22 protein-coding genes are annotated in these 21,339 nt (G+C 66.7%); 6 read left to right on the plus strand and 16 right to left on the minus strand.

Annotated elements, in window-relative coordinates; translation table 11 throughout:
• Window positions 1-4: 4 nt before the first annotated feature.
• Genes VF643_RS09460 through cysS form a run of 3 tightly spaced genes read right to left on the minus strand, consistent with a single transcriptional unit; the run spans window position 5 to window position 2,743 of the window.
• Window positions 5-370: a hypothetical protein gene (locus VF643_RS09460; protein WP_331043136.1), complete on the minus strand. Its 366-nt coding sequence runs from the start codon at window positions 368-370 to the stop codon at window positions 5-7.
• A gap of 1 nt (window position 371) precedes the next feature.
• Window positions 372-1,310 carry a D-2-hydroxyacid dehydrogenase gene (locus VF643_RS09465; RefSeq protein WP_331043137.1) on the minus strand — a complete coding sequence of 313 codons (939 nt, stop codon included), beginning with the start codon at window positions 1,308-1,310 and terminating at the stop codon, window positions 372-374.
• A complete protein-coding gene (cysS, locus tag VF643_RS09470) occupies window positions 1,307-2,743 on the minus strand; it encodes a cysteine--tRNA ligase (RefSeq protein WP_331043138.1) in 1,437 nt (478 codons plus the stop codon). Before cysS ends, VF643_RS09465 begins: the two co-directional genes overlap by 4 nt.
• Before the next feature lie 177 nt (window positions 2,744-2,920).
• Here cysS and rpsU point away from each other — a divergent pair, with 177 nt between their 5' ends.
• The gene (gene rpsU, locus VF643_RS09475; RefSeq protein ID WP_088331195.1) at window positions 2,921-3,127 is read left to right on the plus strand and encodes a 30S ribosomal protein S21; all 207 of its coding nucleotides are present in this window, start codon (window positions 2,921-2,923) and stop codon (window positions 3,125-3,127) included.
• Between the two features lie 109 nt (window positions 3,128-3,236).
• Window positions 3,237-3,791: an FKBP-type peptidyl-prolyl cis-trans isomerase gene (locus VF643_RS09480; protein ID WP_331043139.1), complete on the plus strand. Its 555-nt coding sequence runs from the start codon at window positions 3,237-3,239 to the stop codon at window positions 3,789-3,791.
• Between the two features lie 514 nt (window positions 3,792-4,305).
• On the opposite strand, the gene VF643_RS09485 is transcribed toward VF643_RS09480, so the two are convergent.
• The 4 genes from VF643_RS09485 to wecB form a co-directional block, all read right to left on the minus strand.
• Window positions 4,306-4,530 carry a hypothetical protein gene (locus VF643_RS09485; protein WP_331043140.1) on the minus strand — a complete coding sequence of 75 codons (225 nt, stop codon included), beginning with the start codon at window positions 4,528-4,530 and terminating at the stop codon, window positions 4,306-4,308.
• Window positions 4,531-4,740: 210 nt separating this feature from the next.
• Complete coding sequence (locus VF643_RS09490; protein ID WP_331043141.1) at window positions 4,741-5,502, minus strand: metallophosphoesterase family protein; 762 nt, start codon at window positions 5,500-5,502, stop codon at window positions 4,741-4,743.
• A gap of 60 nt (window positions 5,503-5,562) precedes the next feature.
• Complete coding sequence (gene wecC / locus VF643_RS09495; protein WP_331043142.1) at window positions 5,563-6,858, minus strand: UDP-N-acetyl-D-mannosamine dehydrogenase; 1,296 nt, start codon at window positions 6,856-6,858, stop codon at window positions 5,563-5,565.
• Window positions 6,842-7,984: a non-hydrolyzing UDP-N-acetylglucosamine 2-epimerase gene (gene wecB / locus VF643_RS09500; RefSeq protein ID WP_331043143.1), complete on the minus strand. Its 1,143-nt coding sequence runs from the start codon at window positions 7,982-7,984 to the stop codon at window positions 6,842-6,844. Before wecB ends, wecC begins: the two co-directional genes overlap by 17 nt.
• 108 nt (window positions 7,985-8,092) lie before the next feature.
• Here wecB and galU point away from each other — a divergent pair, with 108 nt between their 5' ends.
• The gene (galU, locus tag VF643_RS09505; protein ID WP_331043144.1) at window positions 8,093-8,959 is read left to right on the plus strand and encodes a UTP--glucose-1-phosphate uridylyltransferase GalU; all 867 of its coding nucleotides are present in this window, start codon (window positions 8,093-8,095) and stop codon (window positions 8,957-8,959) included.
• Between the two features lie 89 nt (window positions 8,960-9,048).
• Here galU and VF643_RS09510 read toward each other — a convergent pair whose 3' ends face one another.
• From VF643_RS09510 to VF643_RS09535, 6 genes are all read right to left on the minus strand, one after another.
• Complete coding sequence (locus VF643_RS09510; protein WP_331043145.1) at window positions 9,049-9,813, minus strand: HesA/MoeB/ThiF family protein; 765 nt, start codon at window positions 9,811-9,813, stop codon at window positions 9,049-9,051.
• Window positions 9,810-10,247, minus strand: a complete 438-nt coding sequence (gene dut, locus VF643_RS09515; protein ID WP_331043146.1) for a dUTP diphosphatase — start codon at window positions 10,245-10,247, stop codon at window positions 9,810-9,812. The genes VF643_RS09510 and dut overlap by 4 nt, the downstream gene beginning before the upstream one ends.
• A gap of 43 nt (window positions 10,248-10,290) precedes the next feature.
• Window positions 10,291-11,466, minus strand: coding sequence for a bifunctional phosphopantothenoylcysteine decarboxylase/phosphopantothenate--cysteine ligase CoaBC (gene coaBC, locus VF643_RS09520; protein WP_331043147.1), 1,176 nt, complete (start codon window positions 11,464-11,466; stop codon window positions 10,291-10,293).
• Window positions 11,463-12,569, minus strand: coding sequence for a hypothetical protein (locus VF643_RS09525; protein WP_331043148.1), 1,107 nt, complete (start codon window positions 12,567-12,569; stop codon window positions 11,463-11,465). The genes coaBC and VF643_RS09525 overlap by 4 nt, the downstream gene beginning before the upstream one ends.
• A 14-nt stretch (window positions 12,570-12,583) precedes the next feature.
• A complete protein-coding gene (ubiB, locus tag VF643_RS09530) occupies window positions 12,584-14,119 on the minus strand; it encodes a 2-polyprenylphenol 6-hydroxylase (protein ID WP_331043149.1) in 1,536 nt (511 codons plus the stop codon).
• A gap of 151 nt (window positions 14,120-14,270) precedes the next feature.
• A complete protein-coding gene (locus tag VF643_RS09535) occupies window positions 14,271-15,014 on the minus strand; it encodes a class I SAM-dependent methyltransferase (RefSeq protein WP_331043150.1) in 744 nt (247 codons plus the stop codon).
• Window positions 15,015-15,070: 56 nt separating this feature from the next.
• On the opposite strand from VF643_RS09535, the gene mutM reads away from it, so the two are divergent.
• The 3 genes from mutM to dnaA all read left to right on the plus strand — a co-directional run bounded on the left by mutM (window position 15,071) and on the right by dnaA (window position 18,065).
• Entirely contained in the window at window positions 15,071-15,886 is an 816-nt protein-coding gene (mutM, locus tag VF643_RS09540; protein WP_331043151.1) for a bifunctional DNA-formamidopyrimidine glycosylase/DNA-(apurinic or apyrimidinic site) lyase, read from the plus strand.
• A 97-nt stretch (window positions 15,887-15,983) separates the two neighbouring features.
• Window positions 15,984-16,247, plus strand: coding sequence for a 30S ribosomal protein S20 (gene rpsT / locus VF643_RS09545; RefSeq protein WP_331043152.1), 264 nt, complete (start codon window positions 15,984-15,986; stop codon window positions 16,245-16,247).
• A gap of 423 nt (window positions 16,248-16,670) precedes the next feature.
• On the plus strand, window positions 16,671-18,065 hold the full coding sequence (dnaA, locus tag VF643_RS09550) for a chromosomal replication initiator protein DnaA (RefSeq protein WP_331043153.1): 1,395 nt from the start codon (window positions 16,671-16,673) through the stop codon (window positions 18,063-18,065).
• 131 nt (window positions 18,066-18,196) lie between these two features.
• On the opposite strand, the gene trpS is transcribed toward dnaA, so the two are convergent.
• Genes trpS through secB form a run of 3 tightly spaced genes read right to left on the minus strand, consistent with a single transcriptional unit; the run spans window position 18,197 to window position 21,283 of the window.
• Entirely contained in the window at window positions 18,197-19,201 is a 1,005-nt protein-coding gene (trpS, locus tag VF643_RS09555; protein WP_331043154.1) for a tryptophan--tRNA ligase, read from the minus strand.
• Between the two features lie 9 nt (window positions 19,202-19,210).
• Window positions 19,211-20,776 (minus strand): murein biosynthesis integral membrane protein MurJ, encoded by a 1,566-nt coding sequence (gene murJ, locus VF643_RS09560; RefSeq protein WP_331043155.1) that lies wholly within the window; start codon window positions 20,774-20,776, stop codon window positions 19,211-19,213.
• A 3-nt stretch (window positions 20,777-20,779) separates the two neighbouring features.
• Window positions 20,780-21,283, minus strand: a complete 504-nt coding sequence (gene secB, locus VF643_RS09565; protein ID WP_331043156.1) for a protein-export chaperone SecB — start codon at window positions 21,281-21,283, stop codon at window positions 20,780-20,782.
• Window positions 21,284-21,339 lie beyond the last annotated feature (56 nt).

The raw sequence follows: 21,339 nt of genomic DNA on the forward strand, positions 1-21,339 counted from the left end.
TCGCTCAGGCGCGCGCCCTGCGCATCCGCCGGGCGCGGCGCTCGGCGGCCAGCGGGCGCAGGCGCACCGCCAGGCAGATGATGGTGGGCCAGAACAAGGTGTTGACGACGTCCAGCAGCGTGTCGGGCCAGCGCCAGGAGCCGAAAAGAAGCCGGTCCATGATCTCGTTGAACGCCTCTGCGACCACGACGATGGCGAGCGGCACGAAGCTGCCCAGCGAGCGACCGGTAACGACCCGGGCCAGCATCAGGACGACCATGCCGGAATGGATGTGTAGGATCGTATCGGGCAGGCCGGTGCCGTCGCCGATCCAGTTGATGAAGGCGTGATAATGGGCGGCCATGCCGTGCATCGCGTTCGAGGCGTTCACGTCAATAACCCGCGTCGAGATCGACGGTGTTGCGCATCGCCCTCCCGCCCAGAAAAGCGTCGAGATTTTCGAGGAACAGCGCGCCGCCGCGCGCAAACATCTTGGTCTGGCTGCGCCCGGACAGGTGCATTGAGATCATGACATCGGGCGCTGCCCAGAGCGGATGCTCGGGCGGCAACGGCTCGGGGTCGGTCGGGTCGAGAAAGGCACCCGCGAGGCGCCCGTCGGCGAGAGCGCCGAGGAGCGCATTGTCGTCGATCATGTCGCCACGCGCGATGTTGATGAGCCAGGCGCCGGGTTTCATCGCGGCGAATTCCGCTGCACCGATCATCGTCTTGGTTGCATCGGTCGAAGGCGCGGCGAGCACCACCCAGTCGAACGCGCCGAGCCGTGCTTGCCACGCCTCGGGGGTCAGCGTGCCGTCGCGGCCCGATCGGGTGACGCCGGTCACCGCCACCCCGAAGGCGGTCAGGCGATCGCCGATGAGACGCCCAATCGCGCCATAGCCGATGATGAGCGCGTGCGTCTCGAACAGTTCGATCTTGCCCGGCGCGTCGCGGGGCCATTCGTGACGATCACGCAAGCGCACGACCTCGTCGAAGCGCTTGGCGGCGGCCAGGATGCCGAGCACCGCATATTCTGCGACGGCGATGGCGTTGATCCCGGCGCCGTTGGTGAGCCGAACCCGCTTCTCGCGCAGCAGATCGAGCGGAAAGGCGTCCAGACCCGCATAGATCGTCGACACCCATTTCAGCTTCGGGCCAGCCGCACGGATGGCATCGGCGACCAGCGCGGTCGGCTGCATGTCGACCCAGGCGATGTCGGCGTCCGCGATCATCGCATTCGCCTCAGCCGGCGTCGCGAACCACGCGGCGTCGAGACCGGGCGGCAGATGCGGTTCGAGCAGCGGCCGTGCGATGGCGGGCAGGACGGCCTTCATGCGTCGATTCTCCAATCCCAGCCAAGGGGGTCGCCGTCCATCACTTCGACCCCTGCGGCGGCCAACGCATCGCGGATGGCATCGGACGCCGCAAAATCCTTGGCGGCGCGCACGTCTCGCCGGGCCGAAAGCCGTTCGGCGATGCCGTCCTCGTCGATCGCCGCCGACGCGGGGCGGACGCGCAGGTCCGCACGGGTGGCAGTCACGAGATCCAGGCCGAGCACCGCGTCGAAATCAACGAGCGCAGCGATGCGATCGGCGGGCGCGACGCGCTTGTCGGCGAGCAGTTCGTCCAGCGCGAGGAGTGCGCGCGGGGTGTTGAGGTCGTCGCTCACCGCTGCGTCGAGCCGCTGGATGTAGGGCGCGACCGGCGCCGTGGTCGCGGCGGCGGGGCGCGCGCGCAACGCTTCGACGCCCTGAACGAGCCGCTTGAGCCTGGTCTGCGCCGCCGCGAGGCCTTCCCACGAGAATTCGATTTCCGACCGATAATGCGCCTGCAGGCACATCAGGCGGTAGGCGAGCGGATGAAAGCCGCGATCGACCAACGTGCGCAGTGTCGTGAAGGCGCCAGACGATTTCGACATCTTTCCTGATCGTTCGACGAGGAAGTTGTTGTGCATCCATATGTTGGCGCCGGTGTAATCGGCACCGGCACATCCCTGCCGCGCCTGATTTTGTGCGATCTCGTTAGGATGGTGAATCTCGCGGTGATCGACCCCGCCGGTGTGAATATCGAAGCGATCGCCCAGATACTGGCGGCTCATCACCGAACATTCGAGGTGCCAGCCGGGTGCGCCGCGCCCCCAGGGCGAATCCCACTCCATCTGCCGGTTGCCGCCGGGCGGGGACGTGCGCCAGATCGCGAAATCCTCGGGGTGTCGTTTGCCCGCGACCGCGTCGATCCGTCCCTCGCGCGCATCGTCACGCCGCCCCGCCAGGCCGCCGTAACCTGGCACGCTGGTCGTATCGAAATACAGCCCGTCGTCAATGCGATAGCAATGACCTTCGATCGACTTTGCGAAGTCAATCATGCCTTCGACGTGGTCGGTTGCCAGCGGAAATCGGCTGGGTGCGCGAATGTTGAGATCGCCCAGATCCTGCTTGAACGCCTGAGTATAATGGGCGGCGATCGCCCAGATATCGCGGCCCGACGCACGGGCCGCGGCCTCCATCTTGTCGTCGCCGGCGTCGGCATCCGACGTGAGATGCCCGACATCGGTGATGTTGATGATGTGGGTGAGCGGCCATCCCTTCCACGTCAGCACCCGCGAGAGGGTGTCCGTGAAGACATAGGCACGCAGATTGCCGATATGCGCGTAATTATAGACCGTGGGGCCGCAGGAATAGATGCGGACGTTGGCGGGGTCGATCGGCGCGAAACGCTGGAGCGCGCGGCCCAGGCTATTGTAGAGGGTCATAGGAACATCGTGCATAGGCGGCGGCTTAGCCGTCCGGCGAGCCGGCTCAAACCCGTTTCGACATCCTTTTCCGCGCCGTGGGTGATCCGGGCAGGGTTGAAAGCTCCCGATTACGCTGTTAGGGGCCGGGGTTCATGCGGCGCGGACCTGTTCGCGACGGCTATTTCTATTCGACCGGAGCTCTACGGGTTTATGCAGATCATCGTTCGCGACAACAACGTCGACCAGGCCCTTCGCGCGCTCAAGAAGAAGCTGCAGCGCGAGGGCGTATATCGCGAGATGAAGTTGCGCCGCCATTACGAGAAGCCATCCGAGAAGCGCGCACGTGAGCGTGCGGCTGCGGTGCGCCGCGCCCGCAAGATGGATCGCAAGCGTGCCGAGCGTGACGGCGCCCGGTAGGTGATCTACCGCCGTTGCCTTGCTGGCGTCGGCGGTGTCGTGTTTATCAAGCTCTGATCTTCAACCGGTGACGGCGGTCGATCCGGCACCCAAAGCTCCAGGTGTGCCCATGTCGACCGTTACTGCCGTGCCGATCCGCGCCGTGAAGCGCAGCTACATCGTCTACATCTGGATCGCGCTGGCGCTCGCGCTGGTATCGGCGTTTGCGCTCGCGCGGCAGGCCGATCCGGCGCTGGTCCGCGAGATGCGTGGCCGGGGGATCGCGACGACCGCGTCCGGCTTGCAATACAAAGTGTTGAAGGCCGGGCAGGGCGCCGTCCGCCCGACGGATGCCGACGTCACCCTGGTGAATTATCAGGGGCGTCTGCTCGACGGATCGACTTTCGACAAGTCCGAGCGGCCGACGCCGATGCCGGTGGGGCAGGTCGTACCCGGCTTCGCCGAAGCGCTCAAGCTGATGAACAAGGGCGCGAGATACCGCTTCTGGGTGCCGCCGGCGCTCGCTTACGGCGCGCAGGACAAGGGGCCGATCCCGGCGAACTCGACCCTGGTGTTCGATGTCGAACTAATCGACTTCCTGCCCGAAGCGGCGCTGCGGCAGATGCAGATGCAGCAGCAGATGATGCAGGGCGGAACGGCTCCGGGAATGCCGTCCGGCCGCTAGCGCGGTTTTCCAGATCTGATCTCAGTGGAGGGCGCGATGCTGCGGTATCGCAACCGACGAGCAGTGCCTTTTGACCATAATGCGGTTCACTGCGTAGGGGGCGTCGGCCTGCAAGACGAGTGACGTGCAACATGGCTGGAGACCGCACCAGACCTGCCTCGGCGACGGCCTGTCGATTGTCGTGAACGGGCCTTCGTTGCTGGCGAGGTGATCGGCCCCAGCGCGTTCTTGCGCAATATGCAGCGACGTCCCGCACGAATGTCCGCAGACGAGGACACGGGTCCGTTGCCGATCTCGACTGCACGAACCGGCCGATCTTGCCCGATACGCTTTTGAGGCAGCGTCCGCGTGTTCTCCACATGCGACTCCGCCGACCTTGGAGAACGCCGAGCGTCCCAAAGTCGAAAGGGTATCGACGTGGCAAATCGTTCTGACGATCAGCCCTTCATCCGCCGATAACAGACAAAAAAATAGCGGCCCGAAGACCGCTATTTTCCCAAATTACTTGCGTAACTCAGTTGCTGTCGGCGTTGTCATCGTTGTCGGCAACGATCACGATGCCCGCAACGACCGCAGCAGCGGCGATGATGGCAACAACGATCCCGCCACCGGCGAGCTCGTTCTTCTTTGCAGTGGCCGAGCCGGCGCGAGCCGACTTGGCAACCGACAGGCTCGCTGCCGGGTTGGCCGGAGCCGCCATAGCCGGAGCAACCGCCATCGTGGCGACTGCAGCAGCCATGAGATACTTCCCAAGACGCATAATGAAACTCCCTTCAGTGTCCGTCGAGCGGCGCAAATGCCATAATGGCCATGACCTTGCAACCGTTCCACGCAACCGATCCAAAAACACTGCCGCTGTTGCGGCGATGCAACACATCGGTCGCGGCTGTCATATCACCAAAAACGTCGACGGGAAGTGGTTAAACCGCTGCGATGCGGCAAAAGCGCATCAAGCCGTGTCCAGGTGCCAGGTCTCGCTTCCCTGAAGGCCCAGAGCGGTGAGCCTGCCGGTCAGATAGGCGCCGGTGTCGATGCCGATCCGGTGCGGCATGAACGCAACGGCGTCGCTGATCGAGTGACCGTGGACGACCATTTTCTCCAGCACGTCGCGATGATCGAGGAAGGTCTCGCGAATCCACCGGAGATCGGAGCCGCGCTGCTGATCGAGCGGAACGCCCGGTCTGATGCCGGCATGAACAAAGGCGTAATCGCCGATGACTTCCATCTCGGTGCCCTGCTCCAGGAACATGCGGTGCTCCGGAGGCACCGCGGCAGCAAGGGCGGCGGCCAGTTCGGGATAATCCATCGATTCGTAGGCGGCGGCTGTGATGCCATAGCTGAGCGCGGTCTCGCGCCCGCCGATGCGGCAGAACATGCGTAGCGCCTGCAGGTCGCCATCGAGCGCGGCCAGAAAGACCTCCTCGTGATTGCCCAGCAGGAAGCGGACGTCGGGGCGTTCTTTGCGCAATCGAATCACACGTTCGACGACACCGGCCGAATCGGGGCCGCGATCCACCAGGTCGCCGAGAAGAACGATCGCCGTCTGTGCAGGCGAGCGGCGCGCATCATCCGCGTCGATCGCGCTCAGCAATTCATCGAGAAGATGAAGACAGCCATGCACGTCACCGATCGCATACACCCGCTGCCCTTCCGGGATCGAAGCAGGATCGGAAGACGGCGCGGCACGGATGTTCAATAACTTGCGGAGCATGGCGCCATCGAATTGCGGAGCGCGCTATATAGGGATGCGCTCGAGGCCCCGCAACGGGCGCTAACTTGCGAGCCGCAGTCGTGCGTCGGGAAGTGCTGCGGGCTGGTCGGGCCAGATGCCCCGGGTGTCCAGCACCGTCGTGGATGCACGCTCCTGAAGCGGGATCGAGCGGAAGAGATCGTGGTCGACCAGGACGATCATGATTCCGCACGTCTCGATCGCGGCGTCGATGTCGGTCAGACGCGCGCCAGTGCCTTCGAAGACGGCAGGCAACGCGTCGGCATAAGGTTCGACGATACGGATGCGCGGGCCGAACCGCGCGGCGAGCGCGGACGCGATCTTCAGCGCGGGGCTTTCGCGGAAGTCGTCGATATCCGCCTTGAACGCTAGGCCCAGGCAAGCAGCGGATATCCCGGGCATCGCCTCGATCATCGCCGCCGCCTTTTCGATGACATGATCGGTCTTGCCGTCGTTCACCAAGCGGGCGGTGCGGATCAACGGCGTATGCTCCGGGTCCGCGGCGACGAGGAACCAGGGGTCGACCGCGATGCAATGGCCGCCGACGCCCGGCCCCGGCGACAGGATGTTGACGCGAGGGTGACGATTCGCCAGCCTGATGACCTCCCACACGTCCACCCCCAAAGTGTCGGCGACCAGGCTGAGTTCGTTGGCGAAGGCGATGTTGACGTCGCGGAAGGCGTTTTCGGTTAGCTTGGTCATTTCCGCCGCGCGCGCGGTGGTGGTGACGCAGGCGCCGCGCACGAATCGGCGATAGAAGGTCAGCGCCTTGCGCGCGCAGCGCGGAGTGATGCCGCCAATGACGCGGTCGTTGTCAATCAACTCGACCAGGATACGACCGGGCAGGACGCGTTCGGGGCAATAGGCGATGGCGATGTCGGCCTGCTCGCCGGTTCGGCCGGGAACGCGCAGGTCGGGGCGCAATGTCGCCAGCAGATCGCGGACCTGCTCGGTCGTGCCAACCGGCGAGGTCGATTCGAGGATGACGGTGTCGCCGGCTTTCAGCACCGCGGCGATGCTGGTCGCGGCTTGAAGTACATAGCCGATGTTGGGCTGGTGATCGTCGGCAAAGGGGGTGGGGACGGCGATCACGAAGACGTCGGCCGGTGCGACTACGCTCGCGGCGCGCAGGGTGCCGCGCGCTACGACGCCCGAGACCAGGCCGTCGAGATCGACCTCCTCGATATGGACACGCCCCGAATTGACGGTTTCCACGACCGACTCGGTGACGTCGACGCCGAGCACGCGCGCGCCCGTGCGCGCGATCACGGCGGCAGTGGGCAGGCCGATATAGCCAAGCCCCATGACGACGACGTTCAGTTCAGCGTCGGAGACCATCGGCGATAACCCCCCTTTTGATGATATCGGCGATCCTGCCGGCCGCATGGCCGTCGCCGAACGGATTGTGGGCGCGGGCCATCGTGGCATAGGCGTCGCTATCGTCGAGAAGCGTGAAGACTTCGGAAACGATGCGGTCCTCGTCCGTGCCGATCAGCTTGGCCGTCCCCGCCGCGACGCCTTCGGGCCGTTCGGTGGTTTCGCGCATGACGAGCACCGGCTTGCCGAGCGCGGGCGCCTCCTCCTGCACTCCGCCCGAATCGGTAAGGACGATGTGGCTGGCAGCGAGCGCGGCGACGAAGCCCGGATAGTCGAGCGGCGCGATGCGGGCGACGTTGGGGCGATCTCCAAGCAGCGTTTCCATGACGGCGACGACGTTGGGATTGGGGTGAACGGGGAAAACCACGCCGATGTCATTGCGATCCGCGACGCGGCCGATCGCGCGCGCGATCTGCGCCATGCCGTCGCCGAAATTCTCGCGGCGGTGGGTGGTGACCAGGACGATGCGCCGGCCGTCCATCATCTTCAGGACAGGCGCGACCGACGCCGCCAGCGCTGGATCGGCGGCGATGCGGTCACGGGTCCAGTGGAGTGCGTCGGTCACCGTATTGCCGGTGACATGGACCGACGCGGAGTCGATCGCCTCGCGGATGAGCGCGTCCGCCGCCGTCTGCGTCGGGGCGAAATGATGGCGCGCGATGGGCGCCACGATCCGGCGGTTCACCTCTTCGGGCCACGGGTGGTATATGTCCCCCGAGCGCAGGCCCGCCTCGACGTGCGCGACGGGCAAGCGACGATAATAAGCGGCCAGCGCGCCCGTCATCGCGGTGGCCGTGTCGCCCTGCACCATCACCATGTCGGGGCGCTCGGCGTCGATCGCTTCGCCGATGCCGACCAGCAGACGGGCGGTCAGCCGATCGAGCGACTGGCCGGGCTCCATGATGTCCAGGTCGCGGTCGGGCACCAGATCGGCGATCGCCAGCACCTGATCGAGCAACCCGCGATGCTGCGCGGTGACGCAGGTGCGGACACGCACGCCATCTGTCGCGGCAAGTGCCCGGATCACGGGAAAGAGCTTGATTGCTTCGGGACGGGTGCCGAAGACGACGAGGACGGTATAGGCCATCCGGGCATCTTAAGGCGCGGTGCTTACCGGCCCGCTAACCGTCCGACTTGCAACAAATGCGAAGGTCGCGCTTTACGCCGCAGGGCCAAGAACAGGGGACTGAGTAAAATGACGATCAAACCGCTGCGTAAAGCCGTCTTCCCGGTCGCGGGTCTGGGCACCCGCTTCCTGCCGGCTACCAAGGCTATGCCAAAGGAGATGCTGACCGTCGTCGACAAGCCCCTCATCCAATACGCCGTCGAAGAGGCACTGGAGGCGGGGATCGAGCAGATCATCTTCGTCACCGGACGCGGCAAGGGCGCGCTGGAGGATCATTTCGACATCTCCTACGAACTCGAAGACACGATGCGCGCGCGCGGCAAGTCGCTGAAGTCGATCGAGACGATTCGTATGAAGCCGGGATCGCCCGTCTATGTCCGTCAGCAGGAGCCGCTGGGGCTGGGCCATGCGGTGTGGTGTGCGCGCGAGATCGTGGGCGACGAGCCGTTCGCCGTGCTGCTGCCCGACGAACTGATGGTGGGCGGGTTCATGAAGCAGATGGCCGAGGCCTATGCCAGGACCGGCGGCAACGTCATCGGCGCGCTGGAAGTGCCCGACAGCGAAACCGACAAATACGGGATCATCTCGCCAGGTGACCGGTTCGACGATCGCACCCTGGAGGTCACCGCGCTGGTGGAGAAGCCAAAGCTGGGCACCGCGCCGTCAAACCTGATGATCCCGGGCCGCTACATCCTGCAGCCCGAGGTGATGCGCATCCTTGAGGGCCAGGAGAAGGGCGCGGGCGGCGAAATCCAGCTGACCGATGCGATGGCGCAGCTGATCGGCCGGCAGCCCTTCCACGCCTTCACCTTCGACGGCGACCGCTACGATTGCGGTGACAAGGCCGGGTATATCCAGGCGAACCTCGCGCTGGCACTGGCGCGCGAGGACATCGGGCCTGCGGTGCGTAGCTTTGCGGAAGAATTGCTGCGGTAGCGGCATGGCCGGCCGGAGCGATGTCGATCGAACGGGATCGCTCCCCCTCGTGGCATGATTACATCTCGGCGATGCCGAGGCAGACGTCATCATGCTCGGCCGACCTCGCCGCACGTCCTGCACGTCGGCTCCTTTGCCAGACGTATCGTGCGAAAGCGCAGTGCGAGCAGGTCGACCAGCAGGAGCGATCCCGCCGGATCGTCGCCGAAAGGCGTGATCGCGCGAAGCACCTCCAGCGCGGCCAGGCTGCCGAGCATACCCGCCACGGGTCCGAGGATGCCGTTGTCGGCGCAGCTGACGCCGTCGCGTGCCGGCGAATCGCCGACGAAGCAGCGGTAGCACGGCCTGCCCGCCTCCCAGCCGCGATAGACGCCGAGCTGGCCCTCGAACTGATCGATTGCGGCGGACACCAGCGGCAGGCGGGCCGTGAAGGCCGCATCCGCCACCGTTAGTCGCGTCGCGAAATTGTCGCAGCCGTCCAGCACGACGTCGATGCCGACCAACGCCTCGGTCACGTTCTCCGCATCGAGCCGGATGGCGCGGGGTTCGGCCGCGATATGCGGGTTGATCGCAATTGCCCGCGCCGCTGCGGCCCTGACCTTGGGCGTTCCCGAATCGTCGGTGGCGAAGATGGTCTGGCGTTGCAGGTTCGACGCTTCGACCAGATCGTCGTCGAATATCACGAGGCGCCCGACACCCGCTGCGGCGAGATACTGGATCGCGGGCGAGCCGATGCCGCCTGCGCCGATCACGGCGACGCAAGCCCCCTTGAGGCGCATCTGCCCGGCGCCGCCGAACTCGCGCAGCACGATATGCCGGGCGTAGCGATCCAGTTCGGCGTCGGAAAGCGTCATCGCCCGGTCGAGCCGAACCCTCCTGCGCCCCGCGCGGTATCGTCGAGCGAATCGACCTCATCAATCGTCGCGCGCAGCACGGGGGCGGGGACGAGCTGCGCGATCCGTTCGCCGCGGACGACCTGGAACGCGTCCGCACCAAGATTGGCCAGGATGACCTTCACCTCGCCGCGATAGTCGCTGTCGATCGTGCCCGGCGTGTTGAGGCAGGTAACGCCGTGCTTGAGCGCCAGGCCGGAACGCGGCCGTACCTGCACCTCATATCCGTCGGGGATGGCGATCGCGAAGCCGGTTTCGACCGCGTGGCGCTGTCCGGGTTGGAGAACCAGGGCCTCGGCCGCGACGATGTCGAGCCCCGCCGCGCCTAGCGTGGCATAAGCGGGCAGGGGCAGACCTTCGCCATGCGGCAGGCGCTTGAGAGCGATGTGAATCATGGCCGCCTCCTAATCATGTCGGTCGGCGGCGTGAACCGTGGGATCACCGCAGCGCCTCGGCGATGCGCAGCGCGAGCCGATCGGCGACGGCATCCTTCGATGCTTTCGGCCAATCTTCCACGCCGTCCGCCGTGACGAGGTGGACCGTGTTGGCGGTGCCGCCGAAAACGTCTGTGGAGACGTCGTTGGCGATGATCCAGTCCACCTGCTTGCGCGTGCGCTTGGCGGTGGCATGCGCGACCACCTGCTCCGTCTCCGCGGCAAAGCCGATCAACAGGCGCGGGCGACGATCGCTGCGTGCCAGCGTGGCGAGGATGTCGGGGTTCTCGGCAAGGGTCAGGGCGGGTGGCGTTCCACCCTTCTTGACCTTCTGCGCGGCCGATTCGACCCGCCAGTCGGCGACCGCGGCGACCATCACCGCGACATCGGCGGGAAGCGCCGCATCGACCGCGGCCGCCATCTCGCGCGCGGTTTCCACGTCCACACGGGTGACGCCGGCAGGCGTCGCAAGCGCGACCGGGCCGGCGATCAGCGTCACGCGGGCGCCCAGACCGGCAAGCGCGCGGGCGACCGCGAAACCCTGCCGGCCCGAAGAGCGGTTGGCGATATAGCGGACCGGGTCGATGGGCTCGTGCGTCGGCCCGGCGGTGACCAGCGCGTGGCGGCCGGTGAGCGGGCCGGCGCCGGTGCCAAGCGCGCGTTCGATCGCGGCGGCGATGGCGTCGGGTCCGGGCAGGCGACCGGGGCCGTATTCGCCGCACGCCATCGCGCCCTCGTCGGGTTCCAGGATCGTGACCCCGTCCGCGCGAAGCTGCGCCACGTTGCGTCGTGTGGCGGCATGCGCCCACATCCGCACGTTCATCGCGGGTGCGGCAAGGACCGGCTTGTCGGTGGCCAGCAGCAGCGTGGTCGCCAGATCGTCCGCCACGCCTGCGGCCATCCGCGCGAGCAGGTCGGCGGTTGCTGGGGCGACGACGACCAGATCGGCTTGGCGGCTGAGCTGGATATGCCCCATTTCCGCCTCGTCCTTCAAATCCCAGAGCGTCGTATAAACCTTGTCCTCGCTCAGCGCCGCCAGCGTCATGGGGGTGACGAAATGGTGACCGCCTGCCGTCAGGACGCAGCGGACGGAATAGCCGCGCTTCTTGAGCAGGCGTATGAGTTCGCACGCCTTGTACGCCGCGATGCCGCCGCCGACGATCAGCAGGATGCGCTTCATCGCGCCACTCTCTTGACCGTGATCCGCCGCTTGTCGAGCGCCGCGGCAAGAAGATCGCGTGCCGCGTCGGGCACGAAAGCGAGGCCGACCAGCAGGGTCGGCGCCACGACCAGTCCCCAGGAGGACGGGTCGGAGGAGCCCGCGATCCCGAAAAGCGCGGCGTAGAGCGCGAGGATGGTGAATGCGCGAAGCGCGAGCGGGTCTCGCCACGCTGCCCAACCGGCAAGCGCCAGGCCGACGAGCGGGGCGGCAAGCCACGATGGTATCTGCGCCAGCGGGGTCGAGACCGCCATCGCCCGTACGAAATAGCCGAAGCCGAGTATTCCAGCCCAGCCCGGCGATCCGGGGTCGAGCGAAGCCGCGTCGGGCGGAGCGACGACCTGAGCGACCGCATGGACATGCGCGGCGACCGCGATCGCGAACACGCCGACAGCGGCGAGCCAGCCAAGCGCTTCGCGCCGCTCGCTTTCGACAAAGGCCAGGCACGCCATCGCCGCGACATACAGGGCGGCGGTTTCCCGGATCAGCATCGCGGCCAGCCCGATCGCGGCCGCCTCCACCCAGCGTCCGGGCCTGCGCAGGCCGAGCGACAGCGCGATCATCAGCCCGGCCCAGATCTCGTGAATGGCAACCAGCGCCGGCTGGACGAGCATCGCCATGCCGGCCGCCAGCAGGATCATCGCGACGATCCGCGCCGGCATGCGCGCAAAGGCGGGTCTCAGCCGCGCATGCCAGACGACGACGACCGCAAGCGCCAGGCTCCACAGCAGCGCCAGGACCAACGCAGGCGGCAGCACCGCCTGCACTGCCGCCAGCGTCGGCAGACGGAGGGTGCCGAGCGGCTCGATCGGGTAATTGCCGCTGCGCAGCGCATCGGCCGCGACGGTGTAATAGTCGCCGCCGTGGCGCATGCTCTCGACGATCCCGTCATAAAGCAGGACGTCGGCCTGGTCCTCTGCGCCTCCCGGCGGCGGGCCGGGTGTGTCGAGCGCCAGGAAGGTCGCCGCGAGCAGTAGCACGATCAGCGCGAGCACGCCGCGCGCCGCCCCATGCGACAGCGCCGCGAAGCGGGTCGGGCGCGTGAGCCAGAGCGGGGGCTTCATGCGCCGCACGCGCGTCAGCCCGTCACCAGCAGGGTGGCGCCAAAGCTCGCGGCGGCGCTCAGCACCGCGACCGCGACATAGCGCCAGCCGCCGCCGATCCGCACGATCTGGATTTCCGCGAGCGGCGGGGCGGGGGGCTCGCCGCCGGGTGCCGGATAGCGCGCCTCGATCCGGCGGACGAGTTCGGGCAGGTTCGCCAGAGTCTTCACGTCCGCGATCAGCCGATCCGCGATCGCCGCCTCTGGACCGAGTTCGGTTCGGATCCATTCGCGCACGAACGGGGCGGCGGTGTCCCACAGGTTGATGTCGGGATCGAGGCTGGTCGCCACGCCCTCGACCATCACCATCGTCTTCTGGAGCAGCAGCAGGTGGGGCTGGGTCACCATGTCGAAATCGCGGGTGATCGAGAACAGGCTGTCGAGCATCATGCCGATCGACATGTCCTTGACCGCAAGGCCGCGCATCGGCTCCCCCACCGCGCGCAAGGCGGTGGCGAATTCGGCGACATTGTGGTGCGAGGGGACGTAACCCGCCTCGAAATGGATTTCGGCGACGCGTTTGTAATTGCCGATGATGAGGCCGTAGAGGATTTCGGCCAGCCACACGCGCGCGCGCCGATCGATCCGCCCCATGATGCCGAAGTCGATTGCCGCGATCCGGTTGCCGGAAACGGCGAACAGATTGCCCTGGTGGAGATCGGCGTGGAAGAACCCTTCTGCGATCGCCTGGCGCAGGAAAGCGTGGATCAGCGTCGTGGCCAACCTGGGCAAATCGTAGCGCGCAGCGACCAGCGCCGGGCGATCGGACAGCTTGATCCCGTCGATCCACTCGATCGTCAGCACCTTGGCGGTCGATCGCTGCCAATCGACCTTGGGGATGATGAAATCGGGTTCGGCGGTCATCGCCTCGGCGAGTTCGGAGGCCGATGCGGCCTCGCGCCGGAAGTTCAGTTCGCGCAGCGTCCAGCGGCGGAAATTCTCTACCGTGAGTCGCGGGCGCAGGCGGCGCGCCTCGATGCTCATCCCCTCCAGCTGCGCAGCTGCCCATTGATAGGTGTCGATCGCGCGCGCGAATTCCTCCTCGACGCCCGGGCGCAGCACCTTGACCGCGACGTCGCGCCCATCGGTGGTGACGGCACGGTGGACCTGCGCGATCGAGGCGGCGCCGACCGGGACTTCGTCGATGCGGGCGAACAGCGTCGCGGGGTCGCGGCCGAAGCTGGTGCGCATCGCCTCGTGGATCGTCGCATAGGGAATCGGCGGCAGCGCGTCCTGGAGGCGGAGCAGATCGTTGGCGGCGTCCTCGCCGACGATGTCGGGGCGGGTGGCCAGCGTCTGGCCGAGCTTGATCGCGGCGGGACCGATCGCCTGGAAGGCATCGGCGTAGCGCGGCACCTTCGGCACGCGGGCGCCGAGGCGGGCGATGCGGACGAGGCGGCGGAGCGCGGCAGGGGTGTTGGGATCGCGCTCGATCCCCGTGAGCGCGCCGTGGCGCGCGAGGATGCGGCCCCATTTGAGCAGCCGGGCGACGTGGACGATGGGGGTAGTCACTCTTCAATTCCTCCCCGGGACGGGGAGGGGGACCGCGCGCGGCAGCGCGTGGTGGAGGGGGATCGCGGCAGGGCGGTTCGCTTGCGGCGAGCCCGCTCCACCATCGCTTCGCGACGGTCCCCCTCCCCGCGCCGGGGAGGAACGAGAGTATTCAAATCTTCCATCCCGAATGGATCGCGACCAGGCCGCCGAGCAGCGGCTCGACGCGGGTGTTGATGAAGCCGGCGTCGCGGATCATCGCCTCGAACGTCGGCATATCTGGGAAGCGCTCGATCGATTCGATCAGGTAGCGATAGCTGTCGGCATCGCGGGCGAGCAGCTGGCCGAGCTGCGGTACGACCCGCCGCGAATAGAGCGCGTAGATGTCCTTGAATCCCGGCCATTGCGTCGTTGAGAATTCGAGACAAAAGAAGCGCCCGCCGCGGCGCAGGACGCGGTGCGCCTCGCGCAGCGCCGCGGGGATATCGGTCACGTTGCGGATGCCGAAGGCAATCGTATAGGCGTCGAAGAAGCGATCGGGGAAGGTAAGCGTCTCGGCATTGGCCTCCGTCCAAACGAGGCCGTCTATCCCGCGCTTGGCCGCGCGTTCGATGCCGACGTCCAGCATGGCCGGATTGATGTCCGCCACCGTGATCGCAGCGCCCGATTCCGCCATCCGGAACGCGATGTCGCCGGTGCCGCCTGCCATGTCGAGGATCTGTTCGCCGCCACGCGGCTTAACCCGGCGGACGAAGCGATCCTTCCAGACGCGGTGCATGCCACCCGACATGGCATCGTTCATCAGGTCGTAGCTGGCCGCCACGCTGGTGAAGACGCCGCCGACGCGGGCGGTCTTTTCGGCCGGGGCCACGTCCTCATGGCCGAAGGATACGGTGGCAGGCATCGTGTCGCTCATCCGCGTGGCTCTAGCCGGGCCTTGTGACAGGGGCAAACGCAACCTAGCTGGTCCCGGTGCCCGAACTCCCCGAAGTCGAGACGACCGTTCGCGGCCTTACCCCTGTGCTGACGGGCCAGCGGCTGACGACGGTCGAGCCGCGCCGCGCCGATCTGCGCAAGGCGATTCCTCCCGACCTGCGCCAGCGGATGACCGGTGCCACCGTCACCGCGCTAAGGCGGCGCGCGAAATACGGGATGATCGACACCGATCGCGGCGACACGATGATCTTCCATCTCGGCATGTCGGGGCGGTGGCGGGTCGACCCGACCGAGCAGCTGCTGCACGATCACCTGCTGATCGAGACGGGTGCGGGGCGCAGCGCCGTGCTCAACGATCCGCGACGGTTCGGATTTCTGGATCTTTGGCGAACCGATGCCATCCAGACCTATCCACCGTTCGAGGCGATGGGGCCTGAACCGCTGGGGCCTGACCTCACCGCCGCCTATTTCGCCGCCGCATTCGCCGGCCGCGCCGCCCCGGTAAAGGCGCTGCTGCTCGACCAGCGGATCGTCGCCGGTCTCGGCAATATATACGTCTGCGAGGCGCTGCACCTCGCACGGATCGCGCCGAACCGGGCGGGTGGGCGCATCGCGCTGCCGCGGCTGGCGCGACTGGTCGACGCGGTGCGCGAAGTGCTGACCGCGGCGATCGCGGCGGGGGGATCGACTCTGCGCGATTATGCGCGGCCCGACGGCGAACTGGGGTATTTCTCCAAGCAGTGGCGGGCTTACGGCCGGGAGGGCGAGGCGTGTGACTGCGGTGGCACCATCCGCCGGCGGGTCGATTCGGGGCGGTCGACCTTCTGGTGTCCGGGCTGTCAGCGTGGTTGACCCGATCGGCATCGGCGGGTAAGGGCGACGGCTTCAAGAGGACGGGCGCTTCGGTGATCGTCGCTCTTCCCTATGATTCCAGCATCCAGAGGCAATAATGGCGAACACGCCGCAGGCGAAAAAGCGTATCCGTCGCAACGACCGTCGCGCGGAAGTGAACGGCAACCGTGTCGGTCGTATTCGTACCTTCATCAAGAAGGTCGAAGCGGCACTGGCATCGGGCGACAAGACGGCGGCGAGCACCGCTTTGGCCGCGGTCCAGCCCGAGCTGATGCGCGGAGTCGCCAAGGGCGTTCTCCACAAGAACACTGCAAGCCGCAAGTTCGCGCGCCTGACGAAGCGGTTGACCTCGCTGGCGTGAATTGATCCGCCGATCGTCGGTTTCGAAAGGCCCGCCGGGATGTCCCGGCGGGCCTTTTCGCGTGTGCGCTGCAGCATCGGGAGAACGGATCGGGACCGTTCTTCGGGACTCACGGATTCCCCGCGATTCGACCCTTACCGTTGGCGAAAACACCAGCTAATATCTTTTTAAAACAAAGACTTGTCAGATAGTTTGACGGGATTCCGCCACCGGCATCGTGTCAATGGGGATATGACATTTTTGTTTCCTTGATCGACTCGCGCTTCGGCTCCTAACTGCTTTCCACGGCGCCGGTGACCACCGACCCGTTCATAGCGACTGGTATTTGCGCAGGGTGGCATCGGCCACCCCTGGGGGCATTCGACCATCGAAGATCAACGATCCGCCGCGCGAAACCCGCGAGCGGAAGCCGGAGAGGTGTGCGTGGCGGATTGGCAGGCAGCAACGGGTGCAGCGAGCGGGGCCGCCAAGGCCTGGGCCCGCGTGCGCGCTGCGCTGCGCGAATCAGCCGGCGCCCGGGTGTTCGATCAGTGGCTCAAGCCGATGACGCTGGTGGAGAGCGCGGAACCCGGTGACGAGGGCGATTCGATCAGGCTCGCGCTGCCCTCGGCATTCATGACCAACTGGGTGCGCAATCATTATGCCGACCGGCTGGTGCTGGAGTTTCGCGCGATCCTGCCGCACGTCCGCTCCGTGACGATCGAAACCCGCATCGCCGGTCCTGGGCCGACGACGATCGTAGCCCCCCCCGTGCAGGCCGCCGTGCCGATGCCCGTTCCACTGTCGGTCGATGCCGAACGCCCTTCGCTCGATCCGCGCTTCACCTTCGACGGGTTCGTGGTCGATACCTCGAACCGGGTGGCGTTCAACGCCGCGCAGGCAATGGCAGAGGCGGGAGCGCCGCGGTTCAGCCCGTTGTTTCTTCATTCGGGGACGGGGCAGGGCAAGACCCACCTGATGCACGCGGTCGGGCATGCCTTCCTGCGCACGCATCCGGGTGCGCGGGTGCTGTGCATGTCGGCCGAGCGGTTCATGTTCGATTTCGTGTCGGCGATGCGCGCGCGCGACACCTTTGCGTTCAAGGCGCGGCTGCGCGGGTGCGACCTGCTGCTGATCGACGATCTCCAGTTCATCGCTGGCAAGGATGCGACCCAGGAGGAGTTCTTCCACACCCTCAACGAGGTGATGGGCGCGGGCAAGCGCGTGGTCATCACCGCGGATCGCTGCCCGCAGGCGCTTGACGGCGTGGAGCCGCGGATCGTGTCCCGGCTGGGCGGCGGGCTGGTCGCCGATATCAAGCCGCCGGAATATCCGCTGCGCCGCGCCATCCTGGACCGCAAATGCGACGGCGTCGGGATCGCTGTGCCCGCCGACGTCCGCGATCTGCTGGCCGCCCGCATCCACGCCAATATCCGCGAACTGGAGGGCGCGCTGAACCGGGTCGTCGCTTATGCGCAACTGACCGGCGAGACCGTGCATCTCGACTTTGCGGTGGCGACATTGGGCGACGCCCTGCGGGGCAGCCAGCGCCGCGTGACGATCGAGGAAATCCAGAAGCGCGTCGGCGAGCATTTCGAGATGAAGCCGCTCGACATGGTCTCCGCCCGCCGCTCGCGTGCGGTTGCCAGGCCTCGGCAGATCGCGATGTATCTCGCCAAGCGGCTGACGACGCGCTCGCTGCCCGAGATCGGCCGCAAGTTCGGTGGCCGCGATCACTCGACGGTCATTCACGCGGTCAAGCGTATCGAGGAATTGCGCGACACCGACCGCGACGTCGATGCCGCGGTGCGGGTTTTGCTCAGCGAATTGGGGGGGTAAACTCCCTCTCCCTTTGGGAGAGGGAGGGAGCCGCCGAAGGCGGCGGAAGGGTGAGGGTAATAACACCCGCCGGCATCACCCCCCGGTGCTCCGCGCCTTGCCCCTCTCCTGGAAGGAGAGGGGACGTAGCGTCACACCTGCAATCCCATCGCCCGCTGTGCCGCCAGCAGAGTCGGCGCCGCCGTCGCCCGCGCCTTGGCGGCCCCCTTCTCCAGCACCGTGGCCACCGCGCCGCGATCGTCCAGCAGCCGGGTCAGTCGCGCGCGGATCGGGCCGAGCGTCGCGATCGCCAGATCGGCAAGCGCGGGCTTGAACGTGCCGAAGCCCTGGCCCGCGTGGCGGGCCAGCACCGTGGCGACCGGCTCATTGGCCAGCGCGGCATAGATCGTCACCAGATTGCGGGCCTCCGGGCGATCGGCCAGGCCGCCTGCCGAATCCGGCAACTCTCCCGCATCGCTCTTGGCCTTGCGCAATTTCTGCGCGATCGCATCGTCGCCATCGACCAGGTTGATCCGCGATGCGTCCGACGGGTCGGACTTGGACATCTTGGCGGTGCCGTCGCGCAACGACATGATCCGCGGCGCGGCGGGGGAGATGAAGGGTTCGGGCAGGGTGAACAGGTCGATGTCGAAATCGGCGTTGAACTTGGTCGCTATGTCGCGGGCGAGTTCCAGATGCTGTTTCTGGTCGTCGCCCACCGGCACATGGGTCGCGCGATAGGCCAGCACGTCGGCGGCCTGAAGGACGGGATAGGTGAACAGCCCGACGCTGGCACCTTCGCGGTTCTTGCCCGCCTTGTCCTTCCACTGGGTCATGCGGTTGAGCCAGCCCATGCGCGCGGTGCCGGCCAGCAGCCATTGCAACTCGGCGTGGGCGGGAACGCGAGCCTGGTTGAACAGCGTCGACCGATCTGGGTCGATGCCCGACGCGACCAGCGCGGCCGCCATCTTGATCGTGTTGCGCGCGAGTTCGGCCGGGTCGATCGCGACCGTCACAGCATGGAGATCGGCGAGGAAGAACAGGCAATCGTCCCCCGCCGCCATCGAATCCTGCAACGCCACCCACTGCCGGATGGCGCCTAGGTAATTACCGAGGTGAAGATTGCCGGTGGGCTGGATGCCGGAGACGACGCGCATTGCTTGGTCCTAGGATCGGCGGCGCACCAGCGCCCGTATGTCGGCGACGCGGAACGCTCCCGTCGCGAAGGTCGCCGCCGCATAGACGACCGCGCCCGTCCCCACCAGCGCCAGCATCGCGCCCCAGCGCTCGATCGCCGCGCCGGCGACATAGGGCTGGAACAGGCCGTTCAGCCCCCACATCACCGCGCCCATGATGATGGCGGCAAGCGCCAGGCGCCAGATGCGGCGCTTCAACTGCGCATCGGGGACGAATTGCCCGCGCTTGCGCAGCGTGCGGTACAGCAGCACCACGTTCAGCGTGCTCGCCAGCGCGGTCGCCAGCGGCGGTCCGACATGTTGCAGCGGCACGATCAGGACGAGGTTTAGCACCAGATTGGCGGCCATCGCGATCGTCGCATAGCGCACCGGGGTCCGCGTGTCGGCGCGCGCATAATAGCCCGGCGTCAGCACCTTGATGACGATGTATGCCGGCAGCCCGACCGAGAAGGCGGCGAGCGCCTGCGCGGTGAAGGCCGCATCCGCCGCGGTGAACTGCCCGTGGCGGAACAGCGCGCCGACGATCGGCACGCCGCACACGATCAGCGCGACCGTGGCCGGCAGTGTCAGGAACAACGCCAGTTCCAGCCCACGATTCTGGGTCTCCATCGCGCCTTTCTCGTCGCCGCGGCCCAGCGCCTGCGAGATGGTGGGCAGCAGGACGGTGCCCAGACCGATGCCGATCAGCCCCAGCGGCAGCTGGTTCAGCCGATCGGCGAAGTAGATGTATGATACCGAACCGGAGGGCAGCAGCGTCGCGGCGAGCGCAGTGGATACGACGAGGTTGATCTGCACCGCCCCCGATCCCGCCGCTGCCGGCCAGATGAGTTTCAGCAGCCGCTTGACGTCCGGGCTCAGCCTCGGGCGCTTGATGCGCAGCCGGATGCCCGACCGGCGGCAGGCATAGGCCAGCCAAGCCAGCTGCAGCGCACCCGACACGGTCACCGCGATCGCCTGATTGCGCGCGGTCAGCATCGGCGCTTCGGCATGAAACAGCAGCAGGGCCGCGATCAGGGTCGCGTTGAGCAGGATCGGCGCGGCGGCATTGACCCAGAATTTGTGGAGCGAATTGAGAATGCCGCCGAGCAGCGATACGAGGCTGATGAGCAGCAGATAGGGGATCGTCATCCGCGACAAGGCGACCGCAAAGGCGAATTGCTCGGCGTTCACCGCGTTGAAGCCGCCGGACAACAGCCAGGTTATCGGCCAGGCCGCTGCCTCCATGATCGCGATCATCACGATCAGCGCAGGCAGCAGCACCGACAGCGCGTCTTCGGCGAAGGCGATGCCGTCGGGAAGGCCGCGACCGTCGGGGCTCGCGACCTTGCGGTTGAACATCGGGATGAACGCCGCGGAGAATGCCCCCTCGGCGAACAGCGCGCGAAACATGTTGGGCAGGCGAAAAGCGATCAGGAAGGCGTCGGAGGCGAAGCCTGCACCCACGAACGTTGCGAAAAGCGAGTCGCGCACGAGGCCGAGCACCCGGCTGGCGAGCGTGAGCCCGCCGACGGAGCCGAGTGCGCGGACTAGGTTCATGGATCAGGCCTGGCCGAAGTCTCCGCTGGCCTGCTGAACTGCTGCCTCCTGCTGCTGGATATACAGCTGGCTGAAGTCGATCGGCTCAAGCAGCAGCGGCGGGAAGCCGCCGTCGCGCACCGCATCGGCCAGCACGCGGCGGGCGAACGGGAACAACAGGCGCGGACCTTCGCCGAGCAGGAACGGCTGGACATGCTCGTCGGGGACGTTGCGCAGGCCGAAAAGCCCGGCGTAGGTCAGATCGACGATGAAGGCGACCTGGCCTTCGGTCTCGGCGCGCACGTCGATCTTGAGGACGACTTCGTGGACTTCCTCGCCGACCTGCGCGGCGCCGATGTTGAACTGAACGTCGATGCCGGGCGCCGCCTGGTTCTGATAGATGGCGGGCGCGTTCGGATTCTCGAACGACAAGTCCTTAACATATTGCGAGATCAGTCCGGCTGCAGGTGCCGTATCGGCGCCGTTCGCCAAAGGCTGACCCGTTGCTTGATTATCCTGGCCGTCCATGGAAGCGTTCCTTGATGGGGAGTAGGTCGAAGGGGGAGCAAAGCCGCCGCGAAGGC

The organism is Sphingomonas sp., from assembly GCF_036387595.1.
Taxonomy (GTDB): Bacteria; Pseudomonadota; Alphaproteobacteria; order Sphingomonadales; family Sphingomonadaceae; genus Sphingomonas.